Below are 24307 nucleotides of genomic sequence, written 5' to 3' on the forward strand. Positions count from 1 at the left end.
TTGCGTACTAACCGATCGAATGGCGCATCAATGACGCAAATACTCATCGTGGAAGACAATCTGGACTACGCCGAGGAGATGGCGGAGTTCCTGACTGAGCTCGAACACGAAGTGCACATCACCAACAACGCCAGCGATATGTGGTCGGCCCTGAGCCAGGGCAACGTCGGCGTGGTGGTCCTGGACCTCGGCCTGCCGGACGAAGATGGCTTCAATGTCATCCCGCGCATGCGCCAGTTGTATCCGCAAATTGGACTACTGGTACTCACCGGCCGCGTGGCGTTCGACAACCGCATCCTCGGCTTGCGCCTGGGCGCGGACCACTATTTGACCAAGCCTATCAAATTCCCGGAATTGGCGGCGCACATTGAGGCGCTGGACCGCCGCGTCGGCCCGCAGGAAACGGTACCTGTGCCCAGCAAGTGGACGCTGAAGGTCAGCGCCCGCCAGCTGGAGTTGCAGGGCATGGCGATCACGCTGACCGAGAAAGAGTGCAATTTCCTGCACCTGCTGACCATCAACACCCGGCCAGTGCCGCGCCAGGTGATCGTGGCCGGCATCGGCGGCGACGATCCGGATGCCGGCCGCCGGGTCGACATGCTGGTCTACCGCCTGCGCAAAAAGGCGCGCACCGGCCTGGGCCAGGATCTGCCGCTGCGCAGCGCCTACGGCGAGGGCTACAGCCTGTCGGCCAGCTTCAATCTTTCCTAAATAGGGACAGAGTCGGGCGGCAAGGGGTAGAATCGGGTTTCCGATCTACCCTTTTATTATTTGTATGGCCCGCCTGCCCCGCTTAATCGTTCCCAACCAGCCGCACCACGTCATTCAGACCGGCGCCAATAATCAGGACGTGTTCCTGCACGCCGACGACTACAAGGCTTTCCTCGACTGGCTGCGCACCGCCGCCAGAACCTACAAGGTGGCGATCCATGCCTATTGCCTGATGCCCAACCACCTGCACCTGCTGGTCACGCCGTCCGACGACGTCGGCCTGGGCCAGATGATGCAATGGGTAGGCCGCTATTACGTGCCCTATTTCAATCAAAAGTATTCCCGCACGGGAACTTTGTGGAACGGACGCTACAAAACCTCGCTGATCGATGCGGACGAATATTTCATGCTATGCAGCCGATATATCGAATTTAATCCGGTTCGCAACGGTCTGGTGGCACGGGCGGAAGATTATCCATGGTCCAGCTATTGCCACCATGCCGGCATCCGCCCGGACGGCCTGGTGACCGACCACGCCAAAGTCTGGGAGCTGGGTAACACGCCATTCCAGCGCGAGGCGGCCTATACGGCGATCTCCGAGCCAGCCCTGAGTGCAGAGCAGCTGGACGTGGTCAGCAAGGCGCTGCTCAAGGGCTGGCCGTTGGGTTCGGACAAGTTCAAAACCGCGCTGCAAAACAAGGTCAAGCGCCAGGTATTGCCGGCCAAGCGCGGCCGGCCATTCAAAACCAAGCCCGAAACAACTTAGTTTTAACTCTGTCCCCAATTAAAAAAATAAGCTTCTGAGGAAATTTTAATTCGACTCCGACCCTAATTGTTATGCTTGAGGTTTACGCTGCGTTGCACTAACCTTAGCCTTCGAGCCAATAAGTCTGGAGTTTAGCCATGAAAGCGCAAGGTCTTTACGATCCGTCCAATGAACACGATGCCTGCGGCGTCGGTTTCGTCGCCCACATCAAGGGCAACAAGAGCCATTCGATTGTGGAACAGGGTCTGCTGATCTTGAAGAATCTGGACCACCGGGGTGCGGTGGGTGCCGATCCGCTGATGGGCGACGGCGCCGGTATCCTGATCCAGATCCCGGACCAGTACTACCGCGATGAAATGGCTAAACAAGGCGTGGAACTGCCGCCGCCAGGCGAATACGGCGTCGGCATGGTGTTCTTGCCGAAAGAAAACGCGTCGCGCATCGCTTGCGAACAGGAAATCGAGCGCGCCGTGCGCGCCGAAGGCCAGATCGTGCTGGGCTGGCGCAATGTGCCGGTCGACCTCGACATGCCGATGTCGCCGACCGTGCGCGCCAAAGAGCCGGTGATCCGCCAGATCTTCATCGGCCGTGGCGCCGACATCATGGTGACCGACGCGCTGGAACGCAAACTGTACGTGATCCGCAAATCGTCCGGCCACGCCATCCAGGCGCTGAAACTGATCCACGGCAAAGAATTCTTCGTGGCCTCGCTGTCGGCCCGTACCATCGTCTACAAGGGTCTGCTGCTGGCCGACCAGGTCGGTGTGTACTATAAAGACCTGCAAGACGCGCGCTGCATCTCGGCGCTGGCGCTGGTGCACCAACGTTTCTCGACCAACACCTTCCCGGAATGGCCGCTGGCTCACCCGTACCGCCTGCTGGCGCACAACGGCGAGATCAACACCGTGCGCGGCAACTTCAACTGGATGCGCGCCCGTGAAGGCGTGATGAAATCGGCTGTGCTGGGTGAAGACCTGCAAAAGCTGTTCCCGCTGATCTATGAAGGCCAGTCGGACACCGCCTGCTTCGACAACGCGCTGGAACTGCTGCTGATGGCAGGCTATCCGATCGCCCAGGCGATGATGATGATGGTGCCGGAAGCGTGGGAAAACCATGGCACCATGGACGACAACCGCCGCGCCTTCTACGAATACCACGCCGCCATGATGGAGCCATGGGATGGCCCGGCCGCGCTGGCCTTCACCGACGGCCGCTACATCGGCGGCACGCTGGACCGTAACGGCCTGCGTCCAGCCCGTTACATCGTGACCGACGACGACCTGGTGGTGATGGCCTCGGAATCCGGCGTGCTGCCGATTCCCGAGTCGAAAATCATCCAGAAATGGCGTCTGCAGCCAGGCAAGATGTTCCTGATCGACCTCGAAGCCGGCCGCATCATCGACGACAAAGAGCTGAAAGACACCTACGCCAACGCCAAGCCGTACAAGGCATGGATTAACGCCGTCCGTATCAAGCTGAATGAAATCAAGCTGAGCGAAAGCCAGCTGGCGCACAACCGCGCCAAGGACAAGGCCGCCCCTGGCGAGAAAGCCGTACCTTCGCTGCTGGACCGCCAGCAAGCCTTCGGCTACACCCAGGAAGACCTGAAATTCCTGATGGCGCCGATGGCCGCCGCCGGCGAAGAAGCCACCGGCTCGATGGGCAATGACTCGCCGCTGGCCGTCATGTCCAACAAGCTGAAGCCGCTGTACTCGTACTTCAAACAGCTGTTCGCCCAGGTGACCAACCCACCGATCGACCCGATCCGCGAAGCGATGGTGATGTCGCTGGTGTCGTTCATCGGTCCTAAGCCTAACCTGCTGGACACCAACAACGTCAACCCGCCGATGCGCCTTGAAGTGTCGCAGCCTATCCTGGGCTTCGACGACATGGAGCGTCTGCGCAACATCGGCCAGCACACCGGCGGCAAGTTCAAGTCGTACGAACTGAACATCTGCTACCCGCTGGCCTGGGGCAAGGAAGGCGTCGAAGCCTGCCTGGCGTCGCTGTGCGCGGAAGCGGTGGACGCGGTCAAATCCGGCCACAACATCCTGATCGTGTCGGACCGCTCGGTTGGTCCTGAGCGCGTTGCGATCCCGGCTCTGCTGGCGACCTCGACCATCCACCAGCACCTGGTCAGCAAAGGCCTGCGCGCCTCGACCGGTCTGGTGGTCGAAACCGGCTCGGCCCGCGAAACCCACCACTTCGCGCTGCTGGCTGGCTACGGCGCGGAAGCGATCCACCCCTACCTGGCGATGGAAACCCTGGCCGAAATGGCGCAAGGCATGCCGGGCGACCTGTCGGCTGAAAAAGCGATCTACAACTTCACCAAGGCCATCGGCAAGGGCCTGATGAAGGTGATGTCGAAGATGGGCATCTCGACCTATATGTCGTACTGCGGCGCGCAGATCTTTGAAGCGGTCGGCCTGAACAAGTCGCTGGTCAACAAATACTTCCGTGGCACCGCGTCCAATGTAGAAGGCATCGGTGTGTTTGAAGTGGCGGAAGAAGCGCTGCGCCTGCACAACCTGGCTTTCGGCAACGATCCGGTCCTGGCCAACCACCTGGACGCCGGCGGCGAATACGCCTTCCGTGTCCGTGGCGAAGACCACCTGTGGACCCCGGACGCGATCGCCAAGCTGCAACACTCGACCCGCGCCAACAATTTCTCCAGCTATAAAGAGTACGCGCAGATCATCAACGACCAGAGCAAGCGTCACCTGACGCTGCGCGGCCTGTTCGAGTTCAAGATCGATCCGACCAAGGCGATTCCGCTGGAAGAAGTGGAACCGGCGAAAGAGATCGTCAAGCGTTTCGCGACCGGCGCGATGTCCATGGGTTCGATCTCGACCGAAGCCCACGCCACGCTGGCGGTGGCCATGAACCGTATCGGCGGCAAGTCGAACACCGGTGAAGGTGGCGAAGATCCATCGCGCTACACCATGGAGCTGAAAGGCATCAAGATCAAGCAGGGCCAGACCATGGCTTCGGTCATGGGCAAAGAGCAAATGGTGGTCGACATTCCGCTGCAGGAAGGCGACTCGCTGCGCTCGCGCATCAAGCAGGTGGCGTCCGGCCGTTTCGGCGTGACCGCTGCTTACCTGAACTCGGCTGACCAGATCCAGATCAAGATGGCCCAGGGTGCAAAACCTGGCGAAGGCGGTCAGCTGCCTGGCCACAAAGTGTCGGAATACATCGCCACGCTGCGCTTCTCGGTGCCGGGCGTGGGCCTGATTTCGCCGCCGCCGCACCACGATATCTACTCGATTGAAGATCTGGCGCAGCTGATCCACGATCTGAAAAACGCTAACCCGCGCGCTTCGATCTCGGTCAAGCTGGTGTCGGAAGTCGGTATCGGCACCGTGGCCGCTGGCGTCACCAAGGCCAAGGCCGACCACGTGGTGGTCGCAGGCCATGACGGCGGCACCGGCGCTTCGCCGCTGTCCTCGGTCAAGCACGCCGGCACCCCTTGGGAGCTGGGCCTGGCTGAAACCCAGCAAACGCTGGTGCTGAACGGTCTGCGTAGCCGTATCCGCGTCCAGGCCGACGGCCAGATGCGTACCGGCCGCGACGTGGTGATCGCCGCCATGCTGGGCGCCGACGAAATCGGCTTCGCCACCGCACCGCTGGTGGTCGAGGGCTGCATCATGATGCGCAAATGCCACCTGAACACCTGCCCGGTTGGCGTTGCCACCCAGGATCCGGTGCTGCGTGCCAAGTTCTCGGGCAAGCCTGAGTATGTCGTGAACTACTTCTTCTTCGTTGCCGAAGAAGCGCGTCAACTGATGGCGCAGCTGGGCATCCGCACCTATGACGAACTGATCGGCCGGGTCGACCTGCTGGACAAATCCAAGGCGATCTCGCACTGGAAAGCGCAAGGTCTGGACTTCAGCAACATCTTCTACCAGCCGGAAGTGCCGAATGGCGATGACATCTATCACACCATGGAGCAGGACCACGGCCTGGACAAGGCGCTCGATCACAAGCTGATCGCGCAAGCCAAAGCCGCGCTGGAAAAAGGCGAGCGCGTCTCGTTCATCTCGCCGGTGAAGAACTTGAACCGTACCGTCGGCACCATGCTGTCGGGCGAAGTGGCCAAGCGTTACGGTCACGCCGGTCTGCCGGACGACACCATTCACATCCAGCTGCAAGGCACGGCTGGCCAGTCGGCCTGCGCCTTCCTGGCGCACGGCATCACCATCGACCTGGTCGGTGAGGGTAACGACTATGTCGGCAAGGGCTTGTCGGGCGGCCGCATCATCGTGCGTCCGAACACCGAGTTCCGTGGCTGGGCGGTGAACAACATCATCATCGGTAACACCGTGCTGTACGGCGCGATTTCTGGTGAAGCCTTCTTCAACGGCGTGGCCGGCGAGCGTTTCGCGGTGCGTAACTCGGGCGCCACCACCATCGTTGAAGGCACCGGCGACCACGGTTGCGAATACATGACCGGCGGCACCGTGGTGGTGCTGGGCCACACCGGCCGTAACTTCGCGGCCGGTATGTCGGGTGGTATCGCTTACGTCTACGATCCGGACGGCGATTTCGAATCGCGCTGCAACACCGCCATGGTGGCGCTGGAGCCGGTGCTGACCGCCAAGGAACAGGCCGCACAAAGCGAAACCTGGCACATCCAGCACAAAGATATCGGCCGCGAGGCCGACGAAGTGATCCTGAAGCGTCTGATTGAGCGTCACTTCAAGCACACCGGCAGCACGCGCGCGCGCCTGTTGCTGGACAACTGGGCCGACAGCCGCGCCAAGTTCGTCAAAGTATTCCCAAGCGAATACAAACGCGCCCTGGCCGAAATGGCCGAAGACGTGGCGAACGAAGCCGCATCCGCTCAACCAGTTGCTGCTTAAGTCAGCGTTACAAGATTACGAAGGAAAAATATCGTGGGTAAAATCACCGGTTTCATGGAATTCCAGCGTCAGGAAGAAGGCTATCTGCCGCCAGCGACGCGCCTGAAAAACTACGCCGAATTCGTCATTCCACTGACCAACGAGCAAGCCAAAATCCAGGGCGCGCGCTGCATGGATTGCGGCATCCCGTTCTGCAACAACGGCTGCCCGGTCAACAACATCATCCCGGACTGGAACGACCTGGTGTTCCGTGGTAACTACCGCGAAGCGCTGGACACCCTGCACTCGACCAACAACTTCCCGGAATTCACCGGCCGCATCTGCCCGGCGCCGTGCGAAGCCGCCTGTACCCTGGGCATCAGCGAAGATCCGGTCGGCATCAAGTCGATCGAACACAAGATCATCGACGAAGGCTGGGAACACGGCTGGGTGGTGCCGCAACCGGCGGCCAAACAGACCGGCAAGAAAGTCGCCGTGGTCGGTTCCGGTCCTGCCGGCCTGGCAGCGGCCCAGCAGCTGGCGCGCGCCGGCCACGCCGTGACCGTGTTTGAAAAATCCGACCGCGTCGGCGGCCTGCTGCGCTACGGCATTCCAGACTTCAAGATGGAAAAGTCGCACATCGACCGTCGCGTCAAGCAGATGGAAGCCGAAGGCGTGACCTTCCGCACCTCGGTGCTGATCGGCAAGGACTTCCCGGCCAACGTCAACAACTGGGCCAAGGAAACCATCTTCCCTGAAGATCTGCAGAAAGACTTCGATGCAGTCGTTCTGGCCGGCGGCGCGGAAGCTCCGCGCGACCTGCCGGTGCCAGGCCGCGAGCTGAAAGGCGTGCACTTCGCCATGGACTTCCTGCCACAGCAAAACAAGATCAACGCCGGCGACAAGGTGAAAGATCAGATCAAAGCCAGCGGCAAGCACGTGGTGGTGATCGGCGGCGGCGACACCGGTTCCGACTGCGTCGGTACCTCGAACCGTCAGGGCGCGGCTTCGGTGACCCAGTTCGAACTGATGCCTATGCCACCGGAGCAAGAGAACAAGCCGCTGGTGTGGCCATACTGGCCGACCAAGCTGCGTACCTCGTCGTCGCACGAAGAAGGTTGCGAGCGCGACTGGGCGGTCGCCACCAAGCGTCTGGAAGGCAAGGGCGGCAAGGTTGAGAAACTGATCGCCTGCCGCGTCGAGTGGAAAGACGGCAAGATGGCCGAAGTGCCGAACTCGGAATTCGAAATGAAGGCCGACCTGGTGTTCCTGGCCATGGGCTTCGTGTCGCCGGTCGCCAACATCCTGGACGCGTTCTCGGTTGACAAAGATGCACGCGGCAACGCCAAGGCCACGACCGATGGCGAAGGCTGCTACAAAACTTCCATCCCTAAAGTATTTGCCGCCGGCGACATGCGCCGCGGCCAGTCGCTGGTGGTATGGGCGATCCGCGAAGGCCGCCAGTGCGCCCGCGCGGTCGATGAGTTCCTGATGGGTAGTTCCGAGCTGCCACGCTAAGCGGCGCGCCGGTTCACCTTACCTCCCGCCGGGAGCAGATGGGCGATCCCCAACTGCCCCGGTTTTTTTGCTTTTGGCGCCGCGCAGCAGCAGGCTGCCGGCGGCGCAGCCCAGCATCGCCACGCCGGCCACCAGGAAGGCATCGCTGTAGGACAGCAGCAGCGCTTCGCGCTGGATCACCTGATTCATCAATGCCAGCGCCTGCTGGCGTAACGGCGCCAGGCTGACGTCGTACAGCGCGGCCGTGCGCTCGACCGGGAACCGCGCCAGCAGCCGCACCAGTTCCACCATGCGTTCGCGGGTGGCTTCGGCCAGCGGCGTGACCGCTTCGCCGATGTGGAAGGCGTGCAGCTTTTCACGCTCCACAATGAACTGGCTGGCAACCGCGATGCCGATCGCGCCGCCGACATTGCGCACCATCGAAAACACGCCGGACGCCGAGCCGAGCTCGCTCTTCTCCAGGCCCTGCACCGCCATCACGCCCAGCGCCACCACGATCAGCGACTGGCCGATGCCGCGCACCACCAGCGACGGCACGATCACGTTGCTGGCCGCGTTCGCATCCAGATGGATGTTCATCAGGCAGCCGGCCGCCATGATGATGAAGCCGAGGACGATCACGGTGCGCACGCTGGTGCGCTTCATCAGCGGCGGCGTCGCGAACGACATTACGAACTGCACCAGACCGTAGGGAATCATGGTCAGGCCGATCTGGCGCGCGTTGTAGCTGTGCACGTCGGCAAAATAATTCGGCACCAGGAACACCACGCCAAACACCACCGCGCCAAAAGTGAACTGCATCAAGCTGGCGAGGCCGAAGTTGTAGCGCCCCAGCAGGCGCAGGTTGAGGAAGGGCTGCTTGCGGGTCAGCTCGATGGCGATGAAGGCAGTCAGGCCGATCGCCGCCACCACGGCGCTGGCCAGGATCTCGGGCGAGGCGAACCAGTCCTTGCGGCCGCCCTCTTCCAGCATGATCTGCAGCGCCGACAGGCCGCACGCCATGGCGACGATGCCGCCCCAGTCGCCCTGGCGCAGCTTTTCCAGCGCCATCGGCTGCGGCTTGATCGACCAGCCGATGGCGGCCAGCAGCAGCAGGCCGGGTGGCACTTGCAGGTAGAAAATCCAGCGCCACGAGTAGACATCGGTCAGCCAGCCGCCCAGCGACGGCCCGGCCGCCTGCGCCACGTTGTTGGCGATCGCGAACAGCGCCATGCCGAATGGATGTTTGGACGGCGGCAGCTCGGTGACGATCAGCTGGAACGACAGCGGGATCAGCACGCCGCCAAACGCACCCTGCAAGGTGCGCGCCGCGATCATGGTGCCGATGTTGGGCGCCACCGAGCAAGCCATCGAGAACAGGATGAAGCCGCCGGTGCCGACCATCAGCACGCGGCGGATCGAGAACACGCTGGCCAGCCAGGCGGTGAGCGGGATCACGATGATCTCGGCCACCAGATAGGCGGTGGTGATCCACGAGCCTTCTTCAAAGCTGGCGCCCAGCGAGCCGCGCACGTCCGGCAGCGAGGCGTTGGTGACGTGCACGTTCATGCCGGCCATGAAGCAGCCGATCACGCCGCCGATGACGGCGACCCAGGCGCGCAGCGAGACCGCGTCGTCGGCGCGGGCGGGGACGGTGGCGGCGCTCATGGCTTGCTGGCGCGGCGCAGATCGACCGCGGTCACCACCGACATGCCGGGCCGCAGCTCGGCCAGCAGCGGCTGGCCGGCGTCGAGGCTGATGCGCACCGGTATCCGCTGCACGATCTTGGTGAAGTTGCCGCTGGCGTTATCCGGCGGCAGCACGGCGAATTGCGCACCGGAGGCCGGCGCCAGGCTGTCGACGTGTCCCTTCAGCGCGCGCCCGCCCAAGGCGTCGACTTCGATCTCGACCTGCTGGCCGGCGGCCACGCCGTCCAGTTGCACTTCCTTGTAATTGGCCACCACATAGATTTGCTGCGGCACCAGCGCCATCAGCGGCGTGCCGGCCGCGACGTAGGCGCCGACCCGCAGGCTGCGCTGGCCGACCAGCCCGGCCACCGGGGCGCGGATCACGGTGTGGTCGAGATCGAGCTGGGCCAGCGCGCGCGTGGCCTCGGCCTGCTGTTGCGCGCCTTCGGCCTCGTGCAGCGCGGCCTCGGCCTGCTGGCCTTGGGTGGCCAGCACCGCCAGCCGGGCCTTGCTGGCGGCGCCGTTGGCGCGTGCCGCCTCCAGGGCCGCCGCGCCACGGCTGGCGCTGGCCTCGGCCGCTTCCAGATGCTGGGCGTCGGTGACCTGCTGGCGGGTCAGCAGTTGCTGGCGCTGGTATGCCAGTTCGGCCTGACGCAGATCGGCCTGGCGCGCCTGCGTTTCCGCCGTGGCCGCCGCGATCAGGCTGTGCTGCTGGCCGGCTTGCGCGCGCAGATTGGCGATCGCCGCTTGTTGCGCCAACACCCTGGCCTTGGCCGCCGTCAGCGCGCCGTCGGCCTGCGCCAGCCGGGCGCGGTAGATGGCGTCATCGATCTGCGCCAGCACCTCGCCGGCCGCCACCGCTTGGTTGTCGCGCACCGCGACCCGGCTGATATAGCCGGCCACGCGCGGGCTGATGGTGGCGATGTCGGCGCGCACATAGGCATCGTCGGTGCTGATCAGGAAGCGGCCGAGCTGCCACCAGTGGAGACCGGCTGCGCCAGCGGCGAGCAGCGCCAGGGCGCCGACGCCCAACAACGCGGTTTTGCGGGAGATTTTTTGATTAGTCATCGTATTGGTCCGAAGTGAAGGAAGCGGTTTGCAGGGCAGGCGGCGCTTGCCAGCCGCCGCCAAGCGCCTTGAACAGCAGCACCTGGCCGCTGGCGACGTCGGCATTGGCGGCGGCCAGCCGGGCGGCGGCCTCGACGGCGCTGCGTTCGGCGTCCACCAGTTCCAGCGCGCTGACGGCGCCGGCGTCGCGGCTGAGCTGGGCCAGGCGCAGCGCCTCGCTGCTCTGGCGGGCGGCGGCCTGCAAGTCCTGACGCTGTTGCAGCGTGGCCTGGTAGCTGGCCAGCGCCTGTTTGACCTCTTTCAGCGCGGCCAGGATGGTGGCGTCGAAGCGCGCCAGCGCGGCCGCTTCACCGGCTTGCGCCGCCGTGATCCGGGCGCGCGCCGCGCTGCTGTTGGGAAAACGCCACGACAGCACCGGGCCGATGCTCCAGGCGATGGCGTTTTTCTGGTTCATATTGCCAATGCCCGGCGCCGAGCTGGCGACCGAGCCCATGATCGAGACCTCCGGATACAGCTCGGCGCTGGCGACGCCGATACGGGCGCTGCTGGCGCGCAGCCGCCGTTCGGCTTCGCGGATGTCGGGCCGGCGCTGCAGCAGTGCGGTTACGTCGCCGAGCGGGATGGCGGCGTCCAGTTGCGGCAAATTGTCGCAAGCGCTGGCGGCGGTCGGCAGCGTGTCCGGCGGACGGCCGGTCAGCACCGCCAGTTCATACAGCGCGTTCTGGCGGCCGGCGTCCAGCGGCGCGATGGCGGCGCTGGCCTGCTGCGCCAGCGCGGCGGCTCGCGCCACATCGAGCGGCGTCGCGCTGCCGGCTTCGTGCAGCCGGGTCTGTAATTGGTGGCTACGGCTCAGCAAGGCCAGCGATTGCCGCGCCACGGCGGCGCGGGCGGCGTAGGCGCAGCTGTCGACATAGGCGCGGGTGGTTTCGGCCGCGACCGCCACCCGCACGCCGTCGCGCGCGGCCTGATTGGCTTCGGCGTCGGCCTCGGCGGCCTGGATGGCGTGGCCGATGCGGCCGGACAGGTCGAGTTCCCAGCTGGTGTCGAAGCCGGCGTCGTAGCGCTGGCCGGTGCGGATCTCGGTCTGATCCAGCGCCGCCGCCAGCTGGTCGTTGACGGTGCTGCCGTAGCCGGCGCCGGCCGTCAGCGCGGTCTGCGGCAGGCGCGCGCTGCGGCGCTGGCCCAGCGCGGCGTTTGCCTGCGCCAGATTGGCGGCCGCCACCCGCAGCTCGCGGTTGTTGGCCAGCGCTTCGGCCACCAGCGTGTCCAGCGTGGCGTCGTTATACAGGCGCCACCATTGATCGAGCGCCGGGGCGGTGGCCACGGCCGCGCTGGCCGGCGCCAGTACGTCCGGCGGGCTAATGGTGGAGGGCGGCGAGCTGACCGGGCTGACGGCGCAACCGCTGACGGCAAGCAGTAATACAACAGCGTGGGGTGTCTTCATGGCGGGCTAGTGATAGGTTGGGTTGCTATTAAGCCACGTCGCGATCTTTCTTTCTCCCGCTAATTGGACTACTATCGTCGAGATATGGACATCCGCACCTTTGATGATTGCGACGCCAGCCGCCGCCCGGTGGCGGCGCTGGTCAGCCGCCATCCGCACGCCGAGCACATCCCCGCCCACAGTCACGCCCGGGCCCAGCTGATTCATACCCTGACCGGGGTGATGACGGTGCTGAGCGTCAGCGGCAGCTGGGTGGTGCCGCCCGGCCGCGCGCTGTGGATGCCGGCCGAAACCGAGCACCAGATCCGCATCGCCGGCGATGTCGACATGCGCACCCTGTTTATCGCGCCGCATGCGCGCGACACGCTGCCGCGCGGCTGCGAGGTGATCGAGGTATCGCCGCTGCTGCGCGAAGCCATCGTGGCCGCCACCGCGATCGCGCTGGATTACCGCGACGGCGGCCGCGACCAACGGGTAATGGAGCTGATCCTGGACGAGATCGAACTGGCGCCGCGTTTGCAGCTGCATGTGCCGCTGCCGCGCCATCCGGCGCTGCTGCGCCAGTGCGAATACATGATCGCCCATCCGGCCGAGCCGGTGACGCTGGACAGTCTGGCGCTGGCGCTGCGGGTCAGCGGCCGCACCGTGGCGCGGCTGTTCGAGCGCGAGGTCGGCATGGGGTTCGGCGACTGGCGCCGCCGCCTGTGCCTGCTGCTGAGCATGCCCAGGCTGGCGGCCGGCGCGTCGATACTGGAGGTTGCTTTAGAGCATGGCTATGACAGCCCGAGCGCGTTTTCCGCCATGTTCCGGCGCGCGCTGGGCGTGTCGCCAACGGAATATCTTGCTAGTAAGTACTAACTTTCGAGGCTTTCACGCTGCGCAAATGTAACAATTCGTTCCCGGTGTAAATTGCTGACTTTGAGTTCAGTAGTGTTGTATTATCTGCTAAATTATTCTGGCTCCGCCCTAGGCGGGAGCCGGGCTCCTGCAGAGATTGCCCTTTCTGCACTACAATACGGCATCCCAAAAAATGAGTTCAGTCGTGGCTAATTTAGTCGAAATCCGTGATTTACACTTTACCTATGGCAAGCGCGCGATCCTGACCGGCTTGAACATGGACTTCCCACGCGGGAAGGTGGTTGCGGTCATGGGCGGCTCTGGCAGCGGCAAAACCACGGTGTTGCGCCTGATCGGCGGCCAGCTGCGGCCGCAAAAAGGCCAGGTCAAAGTGCAGGGCCAGGTGGTGCACAAGCTGAACACCGCCGGCCTGTATTTGTTACGCCGCAAGATGGGCATGCTGTTCCAGCACGGCGCCCTGTTCACCGATTTGACGGTGTTTGAAAACGTCGCCTTCCCGCTGCGCGAGCATACCGACTTGCCGGAAGAGCTGATCCGCAATCTGGTATTGATGAAACTGCAAGCCGTGGGCTTGCGCAACGCCGCCAAGCTGAAGCCCGGAGAAATCTCCGGCGGCATGGCGCGCCGGGTGGCGCTGGCGCGTTCGATCGCGCTGGACCCGGAACTGATTATGTATGACGAGCCGTTCGCCGGCCTGGATCCGATCTCGATGGGCGTCACCGCCAACCTGATCCGCAACCTGAACACGGCGCTGGGCTCGACCACGATTCTGGTGTCGCACGACGTGAAGGAAAGCTTCGCCATCGCCGACTATGTTTATTTCCTGTCGCAAGGCAAGATCGTTGCGCACGGCACGCCGGCCGACATGCTGGTGTCGACCGACCCGTATGTGAAGCAGTTTGTGCACGCGGAAGCGGATGGCCCGGTGCCGTTCCACTATCCAGGCAAGTCCCTGGCCGACGATCTGGGCCTGGGAGTGCAAGTATGAGTGTTAAAAACTGGTTGTCCCGCCTGGGCGCGCCGCTGCGCGACTACGTTGAAAGCATCGGCTATGGCGCCCGCACCTTCGGCAGCCTGCTGAAAGTGTCGCCCGGCCTGCTGCGCCGTCCAAGCCTGGTGATCGAGCAGCTGCATTTCATCGGCAATTATTCGATGCTGATCATCACCCTGTCCGGCCTGTTCGTCGGCATGGTGCTGGGCCTGCAGGGCTATACCACGCTGAACAAATACGGCGCCGAGCAATCGCTGGGCGTGCTGGTGGCACTGGGCCTGACCCGCGAACTGGGGCCGGTCATCACCGCGCTGCTGTTCGCCGGCCGCGCCGGTACCTCGCTGACCGCCGAAATCGGCCTGATGAAGGCTGGCGAGCAGTTGTCGGCGATGGAGATGATGGCGGTGAATCCGCTGCAACGCGTGCTGGCGCCGCGCTTCTGGGCCGGCGCGCTGTCGGTGCCGCTGCTGGCGTCGGTGTTCAGCGCGGTTGGCGTGCTGGGCGGCTGGCTGGTCGGCGTGCAGCTGATCGGCGTTGACGATGGCGCCTTCTGGTCGCAAATGCAGGCCAGCGTCGACATCTGGAAAGACATTGCCAACGGCTTCATCAAGAGCGTGGTGTTCGGCATCGCCATCACCTTCATCGCCTTGTACCAGGGTTACGAGGCGCAGCCGACACCGGAAGACGTGGCGCGCGCCACCACCCGTACCGTCGTGATTTCATCGCTGACGATCTGGTGGCTGGATTTCATGATGACGGCGCTGATGTTCAGCAAGTAACGTTTAGCAAGCAATAAAAGCAAACAAGGAAGAATACAAATGCAACGCAAATCTCTGGATGTCTGGGTCGGCCTGTTTATCGTCATCGGCGTCGCTGCGCTGATGTTCCTGGCGCTGAAAGTGGGCAGCATGAATACGCTGTCCTTCGGCAAGACCTATTCAATCACCGCCAAGTTCGACAATATCGGCAGCCTGCGCCCACAAGCGCCGGTCAAGGCGTCCGGCGTGGTGGTAGGCCGTGTGGGAGAGATCAAGTTTGATGACAAGAGCTACCAGGCACTGGTAACCTTGAATATGGAAGAAAGTTATAAATTCCCTAAAGACAGCTCGGCCAAGATTCTGACCGCCGGCCTGCTGGGTGAACAATACGTCGGCATTGAAGCCGGCGGCGATACCAACAACCTGGCTGCCGGCGACAAGATCGCCCGTACCCAGTCGGCCGCAGTGCTGGAAGACCTGATCAATCAGTTCATCTATAGCAAAGCGGCAGAAGGAAAGGACGATAAATGATCGCTAAACCACTGAGTCGCGCCGCGCTGGCGCTGGGCGTTACCGCTGTGCTGGCCGGCTGCGCCGGCCCCAACCCGCGTGACCCGTACGAGGGCTACAACCGGGCCATGTTCAACTTCAACGACACGGTCGATACCTATGCGTTGAAACCGGTGGCCACCGGCTATAAAAACGTCACGCCTGGCTTTGTGCAGACCGGCGTCAGCAATTTCTTCGGCAATCTGGGCGACGCCTGGACCGCCGTCAACCAATTCCTGCAGGGCAAGGGTTCGGACGGTATGTCCGATCTGAGCCGTTTTGCCTTGAACTCGACCCTGGGTATCCTCGGCCTGTTCGACATCGCCTCGGAAGCCGGCCTGCAGAAGCACAACGAAGACTTCGGTCAGACGCTGGGCGTGTGGGGCGTGCAGTCCGGTCCTTACCTGGTGCTGCCGCTGCTGGGACCGTCGACCGTGCGTGACACCGCCGGCCTGCCGCTGGACATCTACGGTAACATCTGGAGCTACAAGGATCCGACCAACGTGCGCAACATGGGCACCGCGCTGCGCATCGTCGATACCCGCGCCAGCCTGCTGGACGCCTCCTCGCTGCTGGAAGACGCCGCGCTGGACCGCTATGAATTCCTGCGCGACGGTTATCTGCAGCGCCGCGAGAGCCAGGTTCATCCGGACGGCGACGAGCCGGCACCTAAGGGTAAAAAGGATGATACCGGCGAAACTTCTGCAACCGTGTCATCCGAATCGGCCCCAAAAGAGTTAAACTCCGGCACACCGGCTGCGAAACCCGACAGCCAGTGACCCGAAGAACTACTGAGAAGGCATAGCTACGATGAACTTTATTAAACAATTTATTGCTCTGGCAACTGTTTCCCTGGCCTTCACCGGCGTGGCGTCGGCGCAGGAAGCGCCGGACGTGCTGGTCAAGCGCATCAGCCAGGACGTGCTCAACACCGCCAAGAACGACAAATCGATCCAGGCCGGCGACACCAAGAAGGTGATCGATCTGGTGGAAGAGAAGATTCTGCCGTATGTGGATTTCCAGCGCATGACCGCGCTGGCCGCCGGCCGCTTCTGGCGCGACGCCACTCCGGATCAGCAGAAACAGCTGACCGAGCAGTTCCGCCAGCTGCTGGTGTTCACCTATTCCGGCGCGCTGTCGCAGGTGAAGGACCAGACCGTCGAGTTCAAGCCGCTGCGTGCTGATCCGTCCGACACCGAAGTCGAAGTGCGCTCGATGGTCAACCAGGCCCGTGGCGAACCGATTCCGCTGAACTACCGCGTCGCCAAGGGTCCGCAAGGCTGGAAGATCTACGACATCAACGTGCTGGGCGCGTGGCTGGTCGAGACCTACAAAGGTACTTTCGCCTCGGAAATTTCGAAAGGCGGCATGGATGGCCTGATCAAGGCGCTGACCGAGAAAAACAAAAAACTCGCCAGCAAACCGTTGAACACCACCGCACCGAAGAAGTAAACTGACGCCATGAACGCCGTTACCGAAGCCACCGACAATCTGCAGTCGCTCACGTCCCTGACCGTGCTCAACGCCACTGCGGCGCTGGAGCGCGGCTATGCCGCCCTCAAGGCCGGCCAGAGCGTGTTCGACCTGCGCCATGTGTTGACGGTGGATTCGGTGGCGGTGTCGGTCATGCTGTCGTGGCAGCGCGCAGCGCAGGAAGCCGGCATCCAGCTGGAACTGAAAAATCTGCCGCCGGCGCTGCAAAGCCTGACCAAGTTGTATGGCGTGTGCTCGCTGCTGTTCCCGACCGACGTCAAGCTGGAACAGGATGGCGCCGCGCCGCGCAACCCCTCGCACGACGAATTCTCACCGGTGAAAGCACCGGAATCGGTCTTCAGCAAGAAGACTGCCGTGGAAGGCGCAGCCGCCTCCCACCACCATCATTGATCCCCGCCCCACCCCGCCGCCCGCAGTAAATCAGGGTCCGGCTCAGCCGGATCATAAAATTCCAATATAATTGAACGTTGCCGCAGCCGCAGTGCCGTGGCGCCCGCAGCATCTTCCCATGCGTCGGCCCGGCCGTCGCGACCTTATAGATAAGTCAATAATGACAGCAATCCAAATTAGCAATGTCGAGAAGCGCTACAAGTCGCTCCAGGCGCTGGGCGGTGTGTCGCTCTCGATCGAAGAAGGCGAGTTTTTCGGCCTGCTGGGCCCGAATGGCGCCGGCAAGACCACGCTGATTTCCATCATCGCCGGCTTGAACCGGCCGGACGCGGGCACGGTCAAGATCCACGGCCATGACGTGGTCAGCGATTTCCGCGCCGCGCGCCGCAACCTCGGCGTGGTGCCGCAGGAGCTGGTGTTCGATCCGTTCTTCACCGTGCGCGAAACCCTGCGCTTGCAATCCGGTTACTTTGGCCTGAAAAACAACGATGCCTGGATCGACGAGGTGATGCATAACCTCGACCTGACCAACAAGGCCGATACCAATATGCGCGCGCTGTCGGGCGGCATGAAGCGCCGCGTGCTGGTGGCGCAGGCGCTGGTGCACAAGCCGCCGGTGATCGTGCTGGACGAGCCAACCGCCGGCGTCGACGTCGAGCTGCGCCAGACGCTGTGGAAGTTCATCTCGCGCCTCAACCGCGAAGGCCACACCGTGGTGCTGACCACCCACTATCTGGAAGAAGCCCAGGCCATGTGCAAGCGCGTGGCCATGCTCAAGCTGGGCAAGGTGGTCGCGCTGGATACGATGGCATCGCTGATCCGCCGCATCTCCGGTTCGCAGTTGATCGTCAACATGAGCCACGGCGACCTGCCGGACGATCTGCGTACGCTGATCACGCATCCGGAAAGCTCGGAGCACGGCAAGAAGTACAGCCTGCGCATCAACGAGTACGCCGAAGTCGAACAGATTCTGAAGCGCCTGCGCGAGTCAGGTGTCATCATCGACGAAATGCAATTGCAACAAGCCGATCTGGAAGATATCTTCTTGCAGATCATGGATAAGGGCACCGTATGAATTTCCTCTCCGCTGGATTCCGCACCCTGGTCTACAAGGAGACCCTGCGCTTCTGGAAAGTAGCGACGCAGACCATCGGCGCGCCTATCCTGACCGCCATGCTGTACCTGCTGATCTTCGGCCATGTGCTGGAAGGCCGCGTCAACGTCTACGAGGGCGTCAACTACACCTCGTTCCTGATTCCAGGCCTGGTGATGATGAGCGTGCTGCAGAACTCCTTCGCCAACTCGTCGTCGTCGCTGATTCAATCGAAGATCACCGGTAACCTGGTGTTCGTGCTGCTGACGCCTTTGTCGCACTGGGAGATTTTCTCCGCCTACGTGATCGCCGCCATGGTGCGCGGCATCGTGGTTGGTCTGGGCGTGTTCATGGTGACCGCGTGGTTCGCGCACCTGTCGTTTGCGGCGCCGCTGTGGATCCTGGTGTTCGCGCTGCTGGGCGCCGCCATCCTCGGCACCATGGGCCTGATCGCCGGCATCTGGGCCGAGAAGTTCGACCAGCTGGCCGCGTTCCAGAACTTCCTGATCGTGCCGCTGACCTTCCTGGCCGGCGTGTTCTACTCGATTCATTCGCTGCCGCCGGTATGGCAGGCGGTATCGCATCTGAATCCGTTTTTCTACATGATCGACGGCTTCCGTTACGGCTTCTTCGGCCAGTCCGACGTCAATCCGCTGGTGAGCGTGGCCATAGTTGCGGCCTTCCTGGTGGTGCTGGCGTTCCTGGCGATTCGTTTGCTGCGCAGCGGTTATCGCCTGCGCCACTAATTGGGAATTTAAAAATGGCTACTACTCCAGAACTGATCTACGGCTACATCAAGGCCGGTCTCGAATGCACGCACCTCGAAGTGGACGGCGACGGCCAGCATTTCCAGGCCGTGATCGTGTCGCCGGCGTTTGCCGGCAAGCGTCCGATCCAGCGCCACCAGCTGGTGTACGCCGCGCTGGGCGACCGCATGCGTGAAGAGATTCACGCGCTGTCGATGAAAACCCTCACCCCTGAAGAATATCAAGGATAAGCATGGACAAGCTTCTGATCCAAGGCGGCAACCGCCTGCAAGGCGACATCACCATCTCCGGCGCCAAGAACGCGGCGTTGCCTATCCTGTGCGCCGGCCTGCTGACCTCCGGTGACGTCGAACTGTCCAACGTGCCGCATCTGCACGATGTGTCGACCATCCTGAAGCTGCTGGGCGAGACCGGCCTCAAAGTCACTCAGGACAACGACAAGGTCACGCTGAACGGCAGCGCCATCACCAAGCTGGAAGCGCCGTACGATCTGGTGAAAACCATGCGCGCCTCGATCCTGGTACTGGGCCCGCTGTTGGCGCGCTTTGGTGAAGCCAAGGTGTCGCTGCCGGGCGGCTGCGCGATCGGTTCGCGTCCGGTCGATCAGCACATCAAGGGTCTGCAGGCGCTGGGCGCCGACATCACCGTCGAAGGCGGCTATATCTACGCCAAGTGCGCCAAGCTGAAAGGCGCGCGCATCGTCACCGACATGATCACCGTGACCGGCACCGAGAATCTGCTGATGGCGGCGACGCTGGCCGAGGGCGAGACCGTGCTGGAAAACGCCGCCTGCGAACCGGAAGTGACCGACCTGGCGCACCTGCTGGTGGCGATGGGCGCCAAGATCGAGGGCATCGGCACCAACCGCCTGGTGATTCAGGGCGTCAGCGAACTGCATGGCGCCAAGCACGCCGTGATTTCGGACCGCATCGAAGCGGCGACTTTCCTGTGCGCGGTGGCCGCCACCGGTGGCGACATCACCATCCGCAACACCCGAGTCGACATCATGGACGCCGCGCTGGACAAGCTGCGCGAGATCGGCCTGCAGCTGACCATCGGCGACAATTGGATCCGCGCGCAGATGGACAAGCGTCCGACCGCCGTGACCTTCCGCACCACCGAATACCCCGGCTTCCCGACCGACATGCAGGCGCAGTTCATGGCGGTGAACACCATCGCCGAAGGCGCCAGCCGCGTGACGGAAACCATTTTTGAAAACCGCTTCATGCACGTCCAGGAGATGAACCGCCTGGGCGCGCAAATTGAAACCGATGGCAACACCGCCTTTATCAAAGGCGTGGAACAGCTGGTTGGCGCGCCTGTGATGGCGACCGACTTGCGTGCATCCGCTTCGCTGGTGATCGCCGGCCTGGCTGCGCGCGGTGAAACCCTGATCGACCGCATCTATCACCTGGACCGTGGCTACGATCAGATGGAAGTCAAACTCTCCGCCGTAGGCGCCAACATTAAACGCATCAAGTAAAGCCATGAGCACCTTTCAAGCCGACTCTCAACAGCTGATTCTTGCGCTGTCCAAGGGCCGCATTTTCGAAGACACGCTGCCGCTGCTGGAAGCAGCCGGCATCACCGTCACCGAAAATCCGGAAACCTCGCGCAAGCTGATCCTGCCAACCAACGACCCTGATGTGCGCGTGCTGATCGTGCGCGCCACCGACGTGCCGACCTATGTGCAGCATGGCGCGGCGGACTTCGGCGTGGCCGGCAAGGATGTGCTGCTGGAGCATGGCGGCGAAGGCCTGTATCAACCGATCGACCTGCACATCGCCGAGTGCCGCATGTCGGTCGCGGTGCGCAACGGTTTCGATTACGAGACCGCAGTGCGCCAGGGCGCGCGTCTGCGCGTGGCCACCAAGTTCGTGGAGACCGCGCGCGCCCACTTCGCCAAGAAGGGTGTGCACGTCGATCTGATCAAGCTGTATGGTTCGATGGAGCTGGCGCCGCTGGTCGGCCTGTCGGATGCCATCGTCGACGTGGTCAGCACCGGCGGCACGCTGCGTGCCAACGACCTGAAAGAGGTCGAGGCCATCATGGATATTTCGTCGCGCCTGATCGTCAATCAGGCCGCGCTGAAGATGAAGCGCGAGCGTCTGCAGCCGATTATCGAAGCCTTTGAACGCGCCTCCAAAAAGTGAACGCCATGATTACCAAGCTCGATTCCAGCCAGGCCGATTTCAAACAGCGTCTGGATACCCTGCTGGCGTTTGAAGCCAGCACCGATGACGCCATCGAATCCGCTGTCGGCAACATCCTCGCCGACGTCAAAGCGCGCGGCGATGCCGCCGTACTCGAATACACCAACCGCTTCGACCGCATTCCAAACGGCGGCGCCACCAGCATGGCGGCGCTGGAAGTCTCGCAACAGGAATTACAGGCCGCGCTGGCCGCGATTCCGGAAGCCCAACGCAAGGCGCTGGAAGTCGCCGCACAGCGCGTGCGCGCTTTCCACGAACGCCAGAAGCAGGAACTGAACGGCTTTACCTACACCGAGCTGGATGGCACGGTGCTGGGCCAGCGCGTAACGCCGCTGGACCGGGTCGGCATTTACGTCCCGGGCGGCAAGGCAGCCTATCCATCATCGGTGCTGATGAACGCGATTCCGGCGCACGTCGCCGGCGTTGAAGAAATCATCATGGTGGTACCAACCCCGGACGGCGTGAAGAACCAGATGGTGCTGGCCGCCGCCGCGATTGCCGGCGTCACCCGCGTCATCACCATCGGCGGCGCGCAGGCGGTGGGCGCGCTGGCCTATGGCACTGAAACGATACAGCCGGTCGACAAGATCGTCGGCCCTGGCAATGCTTATGTCGCTTCGGCCAAGCGCCGCGTGTTCGGCGTGGTCGGCATCGACATGATCGCCGGCCCGTCGGAAATCCTGATCGTTGCCGACGGCACCACCGATCCGGACTGGATCGCCATGGACCTGTTCTCGCAAGCGGAGCACGACGAGCTGGCGCAAGCCATCCTGCTGTGCCCTGACGCCGACTACATCGCGCAAGTGGAAGCCAGTATCGCCAAGCTGCTGCCGACCATGCCGCGCCAGGAAGTGATCAAGACCTCGCTGGGCGACCGTGGCGCGCTGGTCAAAGTGCGCGACATGGATGAAGCCTGCGCCATCGCCAACAGCATCGCCGCCGAGCACCTGGAAATCTCCGCCGTCGAGCCGCAGCAGTGGGCTGACAAGATCCGTCACGCCGGCGCCATGTTCCTCGGTCGCTTCTCGTCCGAGTCGCTGGGGGACTACTGCTGCGGTCCGAACCACGTGCTGCCGACTTCGCGCACCGCGCGCTTCTCGTCGCCGCTGGGCGTGTACGATTTCCAGAAACGTTCGTCGGTCATCATGGTCAGCGAAGCCGGCGCGCAAACGCTGGGCAAGGTCGCGGCCGAACTGGCGTATGGCGAAGGTCTGCAGGCACACGCCCGCAGCGCGGAGCTGCGTCTGAAATGACGGCATGGATCAATCAGGTCTTTTGTGAGGATGCGCTGACCGGCCTGGCGCGCATCCCGGATGCTTCCATCGATCTGATTCTGACCGACCCGCCGTACAACCTGGGCAAGGACTACGGCAATGCCTCGGACCAGCAAACGGTGGACGAATACCTGCGCTGGACCGAGCAATGGATCGAGGCAGCGCTGCCCAAGCTGAAGCCGAACGGCAGCCTGTATATTTTCCTGACCTGGCGCTTTTCGCCGGAGATTTTCGTCATGCTGAAAAAGCGCATGACGATGATGAACGAGATTATCTGGGACCGCCGCGTGCCGTCAATGGGCGGCAGCGTGCGCAGCTTCTCGTCGGTGCACGACACCATCGGCTTCTTCGTGCGCCGCAAGGATTATTATTTCGATCTCGACGCGGTGCGCATTCCGTACGATGCCGAGACCAAGAAAGCCCGCTCGCGCTCCATCTTCATCGGCGCGAAATGGCTGGAAGTGGGTTACAACCCGAAGGATTTGTGGAGCGTGTCGCGCCTGCACCGCGAACATCCGGAGCGCGCCGACCACCCGACCCAAAAGCCGCTGGAAATCATCGAGCGCATGGTCAAGGCATCGTGCCCGCCGGACGGCGTGGTGCTGGATCTGTTCATGGGCAGCGGCACCACGGCGATTGCCGCCAAGCGCAATGGCCGCAACTACGTCGGTTTCGAATTGAATCCGGAGTATTGCGCCATCATCGCCGAACGGCTGGCGACGGCGGATGCGCCGCAGCCGCCACCCAAGAAAAAGCCCACGCCACGGGCCAAGCGCAGTTCAACCGTCAACTCATAGGAGCTTAGTAAGATGTCCCCCATCGACACGCTGGTTAACAGCGCCATCCGTCCCGACGTGAGAGCCGTAGCCAGCTATCACGTCGCCGACGCGAGCGGTTACCTTAAATTGGATGCGATGGAGAACCCTTACCACCTGCCGCAGCATCTGCGCACCGATCTGGCGCAGCGCCTGGCCGACGTGGCGCTGAACCGTTATCCGGCCGCGTCCTATGCCAGCATCAAGCAGCGCATCCAGCAGACGCTGGGTGTGCCAGCCGGCTATGACGTCATCCTAGGCAACGGCTCGGATGAACTGATTTCCATGCTGTGCATGGCCTGCGCCCAGCAGGACCGCCGCGCCGTGGTGGTGGCGCCAACGCCGTCGTTCGTGATGTACCAGCGCTCGGCGCAATTCGCCGGCATGGATTACGTCGGCGTGCCGCTGAAGGCCGACCTGACGCTGGACCTGCCGGCCATGCTGGCCGCGATCGAACAGCACAAGCCGGCGCTGGTGTTCCTGTCCTACCCGAACAACCCGACCGGCAACCTGTTTGCCGAGGACGATATCGTCGCCATCATCCGCGCGCTGGACGGCTTCGGCCTGGCGGTGGTGGATGAGGCCTACGAGCCGTTCGCCCAGCAGAGCTTCATGCATCGTTTGCCTGAATTCAATAATCTGGTGCTGATGCGTACCGTGTCCAAGCTGGGCCTGGCCGGAATCCGCCTCGGCTATTTGTCGGCGGCGCCGCAATTGCTGGTCGAACTGGACAAAGTGCGGCCTCCATACAACATCAACGTGTTGACCCAGGTAGCGGCCGAGTTCGCGCTGGACCATGTGGACGTGCTGAACCGTCAGGCCGCCAATTTGCGCGCCGCACGCGCCGATCTGATGGCTGCGTTGGCCGCTTTACCGGGTGTCGAGGTGTTTCCGTCGGCGGCGAATTTTATCTTGATTCGTGTGCCTGATTCCGACGATGCCCACTTGAAACTGCTGTCTCACAAGGTATTAATTAAAAATGTGAGTAAAATGCACGATGTGCTGACCAATTGTTTACGTATCACGGTCAGTACCCCGGAAGAAAATTCCGCCTTCCTCGATGCTTTCGCCGCATCGCTGGCAGCCTGAG

The 24307-nt window shown here is 62.9% G+C and carries 22 protein-coding genes; 19 read left to right on the forward strand and 3 right to left on the reverse strand.

Annotation, left to right across the window (positions count from 1 at the left end):
• Nucleotides 1-30: 30 nt before the first annotated feature.
• The 4 genes from GJ699_RS09915 (at nt 31) to GJ699_RS09930 (ending at nt 7836) form a co-directional block, all read left to right on the forward strand.
• The gene (locus GJ699_RS09915) at nt 31-711 is read left to right on the forward strand and encodes a response regulator transcription factor (protein WP_154375606.1); all 681 of its coding nucleotides are present in this window, start codon (nt 31-33) and stop codon (nt 709-711) included.
• Between the two features lie 64 nt (nt 712-775).
• A complete protein-coding gene (locus GJ699_RS09920) occupies nt 776-1477 on the forward strand; it encodes an REP-associated tyrosine transposase (protein ID WP_154375608.1) in 702 nt (233 codons plus the stop codon).
• Nucleotides 1478-1614: 137 nt separating this feature from the next.
• The gene (locus tag GJ699_RS09925; RefSeq protein WP_154375611.1) at nt 1615-6339 is read left to right on the forward strand and encodes a glutamate synthase-related protein; all 4725 of its coding nucleotides are present in this window, start codon (nt 1615-1617) and stop codon (nt 6337-6339) included.
• 33 nt (nt 6340-6372) lie between these two features.
• A complete protein-coding gene (locus GJ699_RS09930) occupies nt 6373-7836 on the forward strand; it encodes a glutamate synthase subunit beta (RefSeq protein WP_371867516.1) in 1464 nt (487 codons plus the stop codon).
• A gap of 18 nt (nt 7837-7854) precedes the next feature.
• On the opposite strand, the gene GJ699_RS09935 is transcribed toward GJ699_RS09930, so the two are convergent.
• Genes GJ699_RS09935 through GJ699_RS09945 form a run of 3 tightly spaced genes read right to left on the reverse strand, consistent with a single transcriptional unit; the run spans nt 7855 to nt 12015 of the window.
• A complete protein-coding gene (locus GJ699_RS09935) occupies nt 7855-9483 on the reverse strand; it encodes a DHA2 family efflux MFS transporter permease subunit (protein ID WP_154375613.1) in 1629 nt (542 codons plus the stop codon).
• Entirely contained in the window at nt 9480-10571 is a 1092-nt protein-coding gene (locus tag GJ699_RS09940; RefSeq protein ID WP_229262041.1) for an HlyD family secretion protein, read from the reverse strand. The genes GJ699_RS09935 and GJ699_RS09940 overlap by 4 nt, the downstream gene beginning before the upstream one ends.
• Nucleotides 10564-12015: an efflux transporter outer membrane subunit gene (locus GJ699_RS09945; RefSeq protein ID WP_154375617.1), complete on the reverse strand. Its 1452-nt coding sequence runs from the start codon at nt 12013-12015 to the stop codon at nt 10564-10566. Before GJ699_RS09945 ends, GJ699_RS09940 begins: the two co-directional genes overlap by 8 nt.
• 84 nt (nt 12016-12099) lie before the next feature.
• Between GJ699_RS09945 and GJ699_RS09950 the strand changes: the two genes are divergently transcribed.
• The 15 genes from GJ699_RS09950 (at nt 12100) to hisC (ending at nt 24306) form a co-directional block, all read left to right on the forward strand.
• Nucleotides 12100-12873, forward strand: a complete 774-nt coding sequence (locus GJ699_RS09950; protein ID WP_154375619.1) for an AraC family transcriptional regulator — start codon at nt 12100-12102, stop codon at nt 12871-12873.
• Between the two features lie 184 nt (nt 12874-13057).
• Nucleotides 13058-13861, forward strand: a complete 804-nt coding sequence (locus GJ699_RS09955; RefSeq protein WP_371867517.1) for an ABC transporter ATP-binding protein — start codon at nt 13058-13060, stop codon at nt 13859-13861.
• The gene (gene mlaE, locus GJ699_RS09960; protein WP_154375622.1) at nt 13858-14643 is read left to right on the forward strand and encodes a lipid asymmetry maintenance ABC transporter permease subunit MlaE; all 786 of its coding nucleotides are present in this window, start codon (nt 13858-13860) and stop codon (nt 14641-14643) included. Before GJ699_RS09955 ends, mlaE begins: the two co-directional genes overlap by 4 nt.
• A gap of 39 nt (nt 14644-14682) precedes the next feature.
• Nucleotides 14683-15153, forward strand: a complete 471-nt coding sequence (mlaD, locus tag GJ699_RS09965; protein WP_154375623.1) for an outer membrane lipid asymmetry maintenance protein MlaD — start codon at nt 14683-14685, stop codon at nt 15151-15153.
• Complete coding sequence (locus tag GJ699_RS09970; RefSeq protein ID WP_154375624.1) at nt 15150-15950, forward strand: MlaA family lipoprotein; 801 nt, start codon at nt 15150-15152, stop codon at nt 15948-15950. The genes mlaD and GJ699_RS09970 overlap by 4 nt, the downstream gene beginning before the upstream one ends.
• 31 nt (nt 15951-15981) lie before the next feature.
• Nucleotides 15982-16623, forward strand: a complete 642-nt coding sequence (locus tag GJ699_RS09975) for an MlaC/ttg2D family ABC transporter substrate-binding protein (protein WP_154375625.1) — start codon at nt 15982-15984, stop codon at nt 16621-16623.
• A 9-nt stretch (nt 16624-16632) separates the two neighbouring features.
• Complete coding sequence (locus tag GJ699_RS09980; RefSeq protein ID WP_154375626.1) at nt 16633-17055, forward strand: STAS domain-containing protein; 423 nt, start codon at nt 16633-16635, stop codon at nt 17053-17055.
• Nucleotides 17056-17215: 160 nt separating this feature from the next.
• Nucleotides 17216-18130: an ABC transporter ATP-binding protein gene (locus GJ699_RS09985; RefSeq protein WP_154375627.1), complete on the forward strand. Its 915-nt coding sequence runs from the start codon at nt 17216-17218 to the stop codon at nt 18128-18130.
• Nucleotides 18127-18894 (forward strand): ABC transporter permease, encoded by a 768-nt coding sequence (locus GJ699_RS09990; protein WP_154375628.1) that lies wholly within the window; start codon nt 18127-18129, stop codon nt 18892-18894. The genes GJ699_RS09985 and GJ699_RS09990 overlap by 4 nt, the downstream gene beginning before the upstream one ends.
• A gap of 14 nt (nt 18895-18908) precedes the next feature.
• The gene (locus GJ699_RS09995) at nt 18909-19145 is read left to right on the forward strand and encodes a BolA family protein (RefSeq protein ID WP_154375630.1); all 237 of its coding nucleotides are present in this window, start codon (nt 18909-18911) and stop codon (nt 19143-19145) included.
• A 2-nt stretch (nt 19146-19147) separates the two neighbouring features.
• The gene (gene murA, locus GJ699_RS10000) at nt 19148-20398 is read left to right on the forward strand and encodes a UDP-N-acetylglucosamine 1-carboxyvinyltransferase (RefSeq protein WP_154375632.1); all 1251 of its coding nucleotides are present in this window, start codon (nt 19148-19150) and stop codon (nt 20396-20398) included.
• Nucleotides 20399-20402: 4 nt separating this feature from the next.
• The gene (gene hisG, locus GJ699_RS10005; protein WP_154375634.1) at nt 20403-21068 is read left to right on the forward strand and encodes an ATP phosphoribosyltransferase; all 666 of its coding nucleotides are present in this window, start codon (nt 20403-20405) and stop codon (nt 21066-21068) included.
• 5 nt (nt 21069-21073) lie between these two features.
• Complete coding sequence (hisD, locus tag GJ699_RS10010; protein ID WP_154375636.1) at nt 21074-22381, forward strand: histidinol dehydrogenase; 1308 nt, start codon at nt 21074-21076, stop codon at nt 22379-22381.
• Nucleotides 22378-23199 carry a DNA-methyltransferase gene (locus GJ699_RS10015; protein WP_154375639.1) on the forward strand — a complete coding sequence of 274 codons (822 nt, stop codon included), beginning with the start codon at nt 22378-22380 and terminating at the stop codon, nt 23197-23199. The genes hisD and GJ699_RS10015 overlap by 4 nt, the downstream gene beginning before the upstream one ends.
• A 12-nt stretch (nt 23200-23211) precedes the next feature.
• A complete protein-coding gene (gene hisC / locus GJ699_RS10020) occupies nt 23212-24306 on the forward strand; it encodes a histidinol-phosphate transaminase (protein ID WP_154375641.1) in 1095 nt (364 codons plus the stop codon).
• The last annotated feature ends 1 nt before the right edge of the window (nt 24307 follow it).

Origin of the sequence: Duganella guangzhouensis (assembly GCF_009674535.1) — a bacterium.
Lineage (GTDB): Bacteria > Pseudomonadota > Gammaproteobacteria > Burkholderiales > Burkholderiaceae_D > Rugamonas > Rugamonas guangzhouensis.

What these genes read in the sequence shown, in the direction of transcription:
- hisD (WP_154375636.1), top strand. Translation starts at nt 21,074, where the DNA reads ATGATTACCAAGCTCGATTCCAGCCAGGCCGATTTCAAACAGCGTCTG.
- hisC (WP_154375641.1), top strand. Translation starts at nt 23,212, where the DNA reads ATGTCCCCCATCGACACGCTGGTTAACAGCGCCATCCGTCCCGACGTG.
- mlaD (WP_154375623.1), top strand. Translation starts at nt 14,683, where the DNA reads ATGCAACGCAAATCTCTGGATGTCTGGGTCGGCCTGTTTATCGTCATC.
- GJ699_RS09970 (WP_154375624.1), top strand. Translation starts at nt 15,150, where the DNA reads ATGATCGCTAAACCACTGAGTCGCGCCGCGCTGGCGCTGGGCGTTACC.
- GJ699_RS09995 (WP_154375630.1), top strand. Translation starts at nt 18,909, where the DNA reads ATGGCTACTACTCCAGAACTGATCTACGGCTACATCAAGGCCGGTCTC.
- GJ699_RS09985 (WP_154375627.1), top strand. Translation starts at nt 17,216, where the DNA reads ATGACAGCAATCCAAATTAGCAATGTCGAGAAGCGCTACAAGTCGCTC.
- GJ699_RS09980 (WP_154375626.1), top strand. Translation starts at nt 16,633, where the DNA reads ATGAACGCCGTTACCGAAGCCACCGACAATCTGCAGTCGCTCACGTCC.
- GJ699_RS09945 (WP_154375617.1), bottom strand. Translation starts at nt 12,015, where the DNA reads ATGAAGACACCCCACGCTGTTGTATTACTGCTTGCCGTCAGCGGTTGC.
- mlaE (WP_154375622.1), top strand. Translation starts at nt 13,858, where the DNA reads ATGAGTGTTAAAAACTGGTTGTCCCGCCTGGGCGCGCCGCTGCGCGAC.
- GJ699_RS09925 (WP_154375611.1), top strand. Translation starts at nt 1,615, where the DNA reads ATGAAAGCGCAAGGTCTTTACGATCCGTCCAATGAACACGATGCCTGC.
- GJ699_RS09915 (WP_154375606.1), top strand. Translation starts at nt 31, where the DNA reads ATGACGCAAATACTCATCGTGGAAGACAATCTGGACTACGCCGAGGAG.
- GJ699_RS09975 (WP_154375625.1), top strand. Translation starts at nt 15,982, where the DNA reads ATGAACTTTATTAAACAATTTATTGCTCTGGCAACTGTTTCCCTGGCC.
- GJ699_RS10015 (WP_154375639.1), top strand. Translation starts at nt 22,378, where the DNA reads ATGACGGCATGGATCAATCAGGTCTTTTGTGAGGATGCGCTGACCGGC.
- GJ699_RS09920 (WP_154375608.1), top strand. Translation starts at nt 776, where the DNA reads ATGGCCCGCCTGCCCCGCTTAATCGTTCCCAACCAGCCGCACCACGTC.
- GJ699_RS09940 (WP_229262041.1), bottom strand. Translation starts at nt 10,571, where the DNA reads ATGACTAATCAAAAAATCTCCCGCAAAACCGCGTTGTTGGGCGTCGGC.
- GJ699_RS09935 (WP_154375613.1), bottom strand. Translation starts at nt 9,483, where the DNA reads ATGAGCGCCGCCACCGTCCCCGCCCGCGCCGACGACGCGGTCTCGCTG.
- GJ699_RS09990 (WP_154375628.1), top strand. Translation starts at nt 18,127, where the DNA reads ATGAATTTCCTCTCCGCTGGATTCCGCACCCTGGTCTACAAGGAGACC.
- murA (WP_154375632.1), top strand. Translation starts at nt 19,148, where the DNA reads ATGGACAAGCTTCTGATCCAAGGCGGCAACCGCCTGCAAGGCGACATC.
- hisG (WP_154375634.1), top strand. Translation starts at nt 20,403, where the DNA reads ATGAGCACCTTTCAAGCCGACTCTCAACAGCTGATTCTTGCGCTGTCC.
- GJ699_RS09950 (WP_154375619.1), top strand. Translation starts at nt 12,100, where the DNA reads ATGGACATCCGCACCTTTGATGATTGCGACGCCAGCCGCCGCCCGGTG.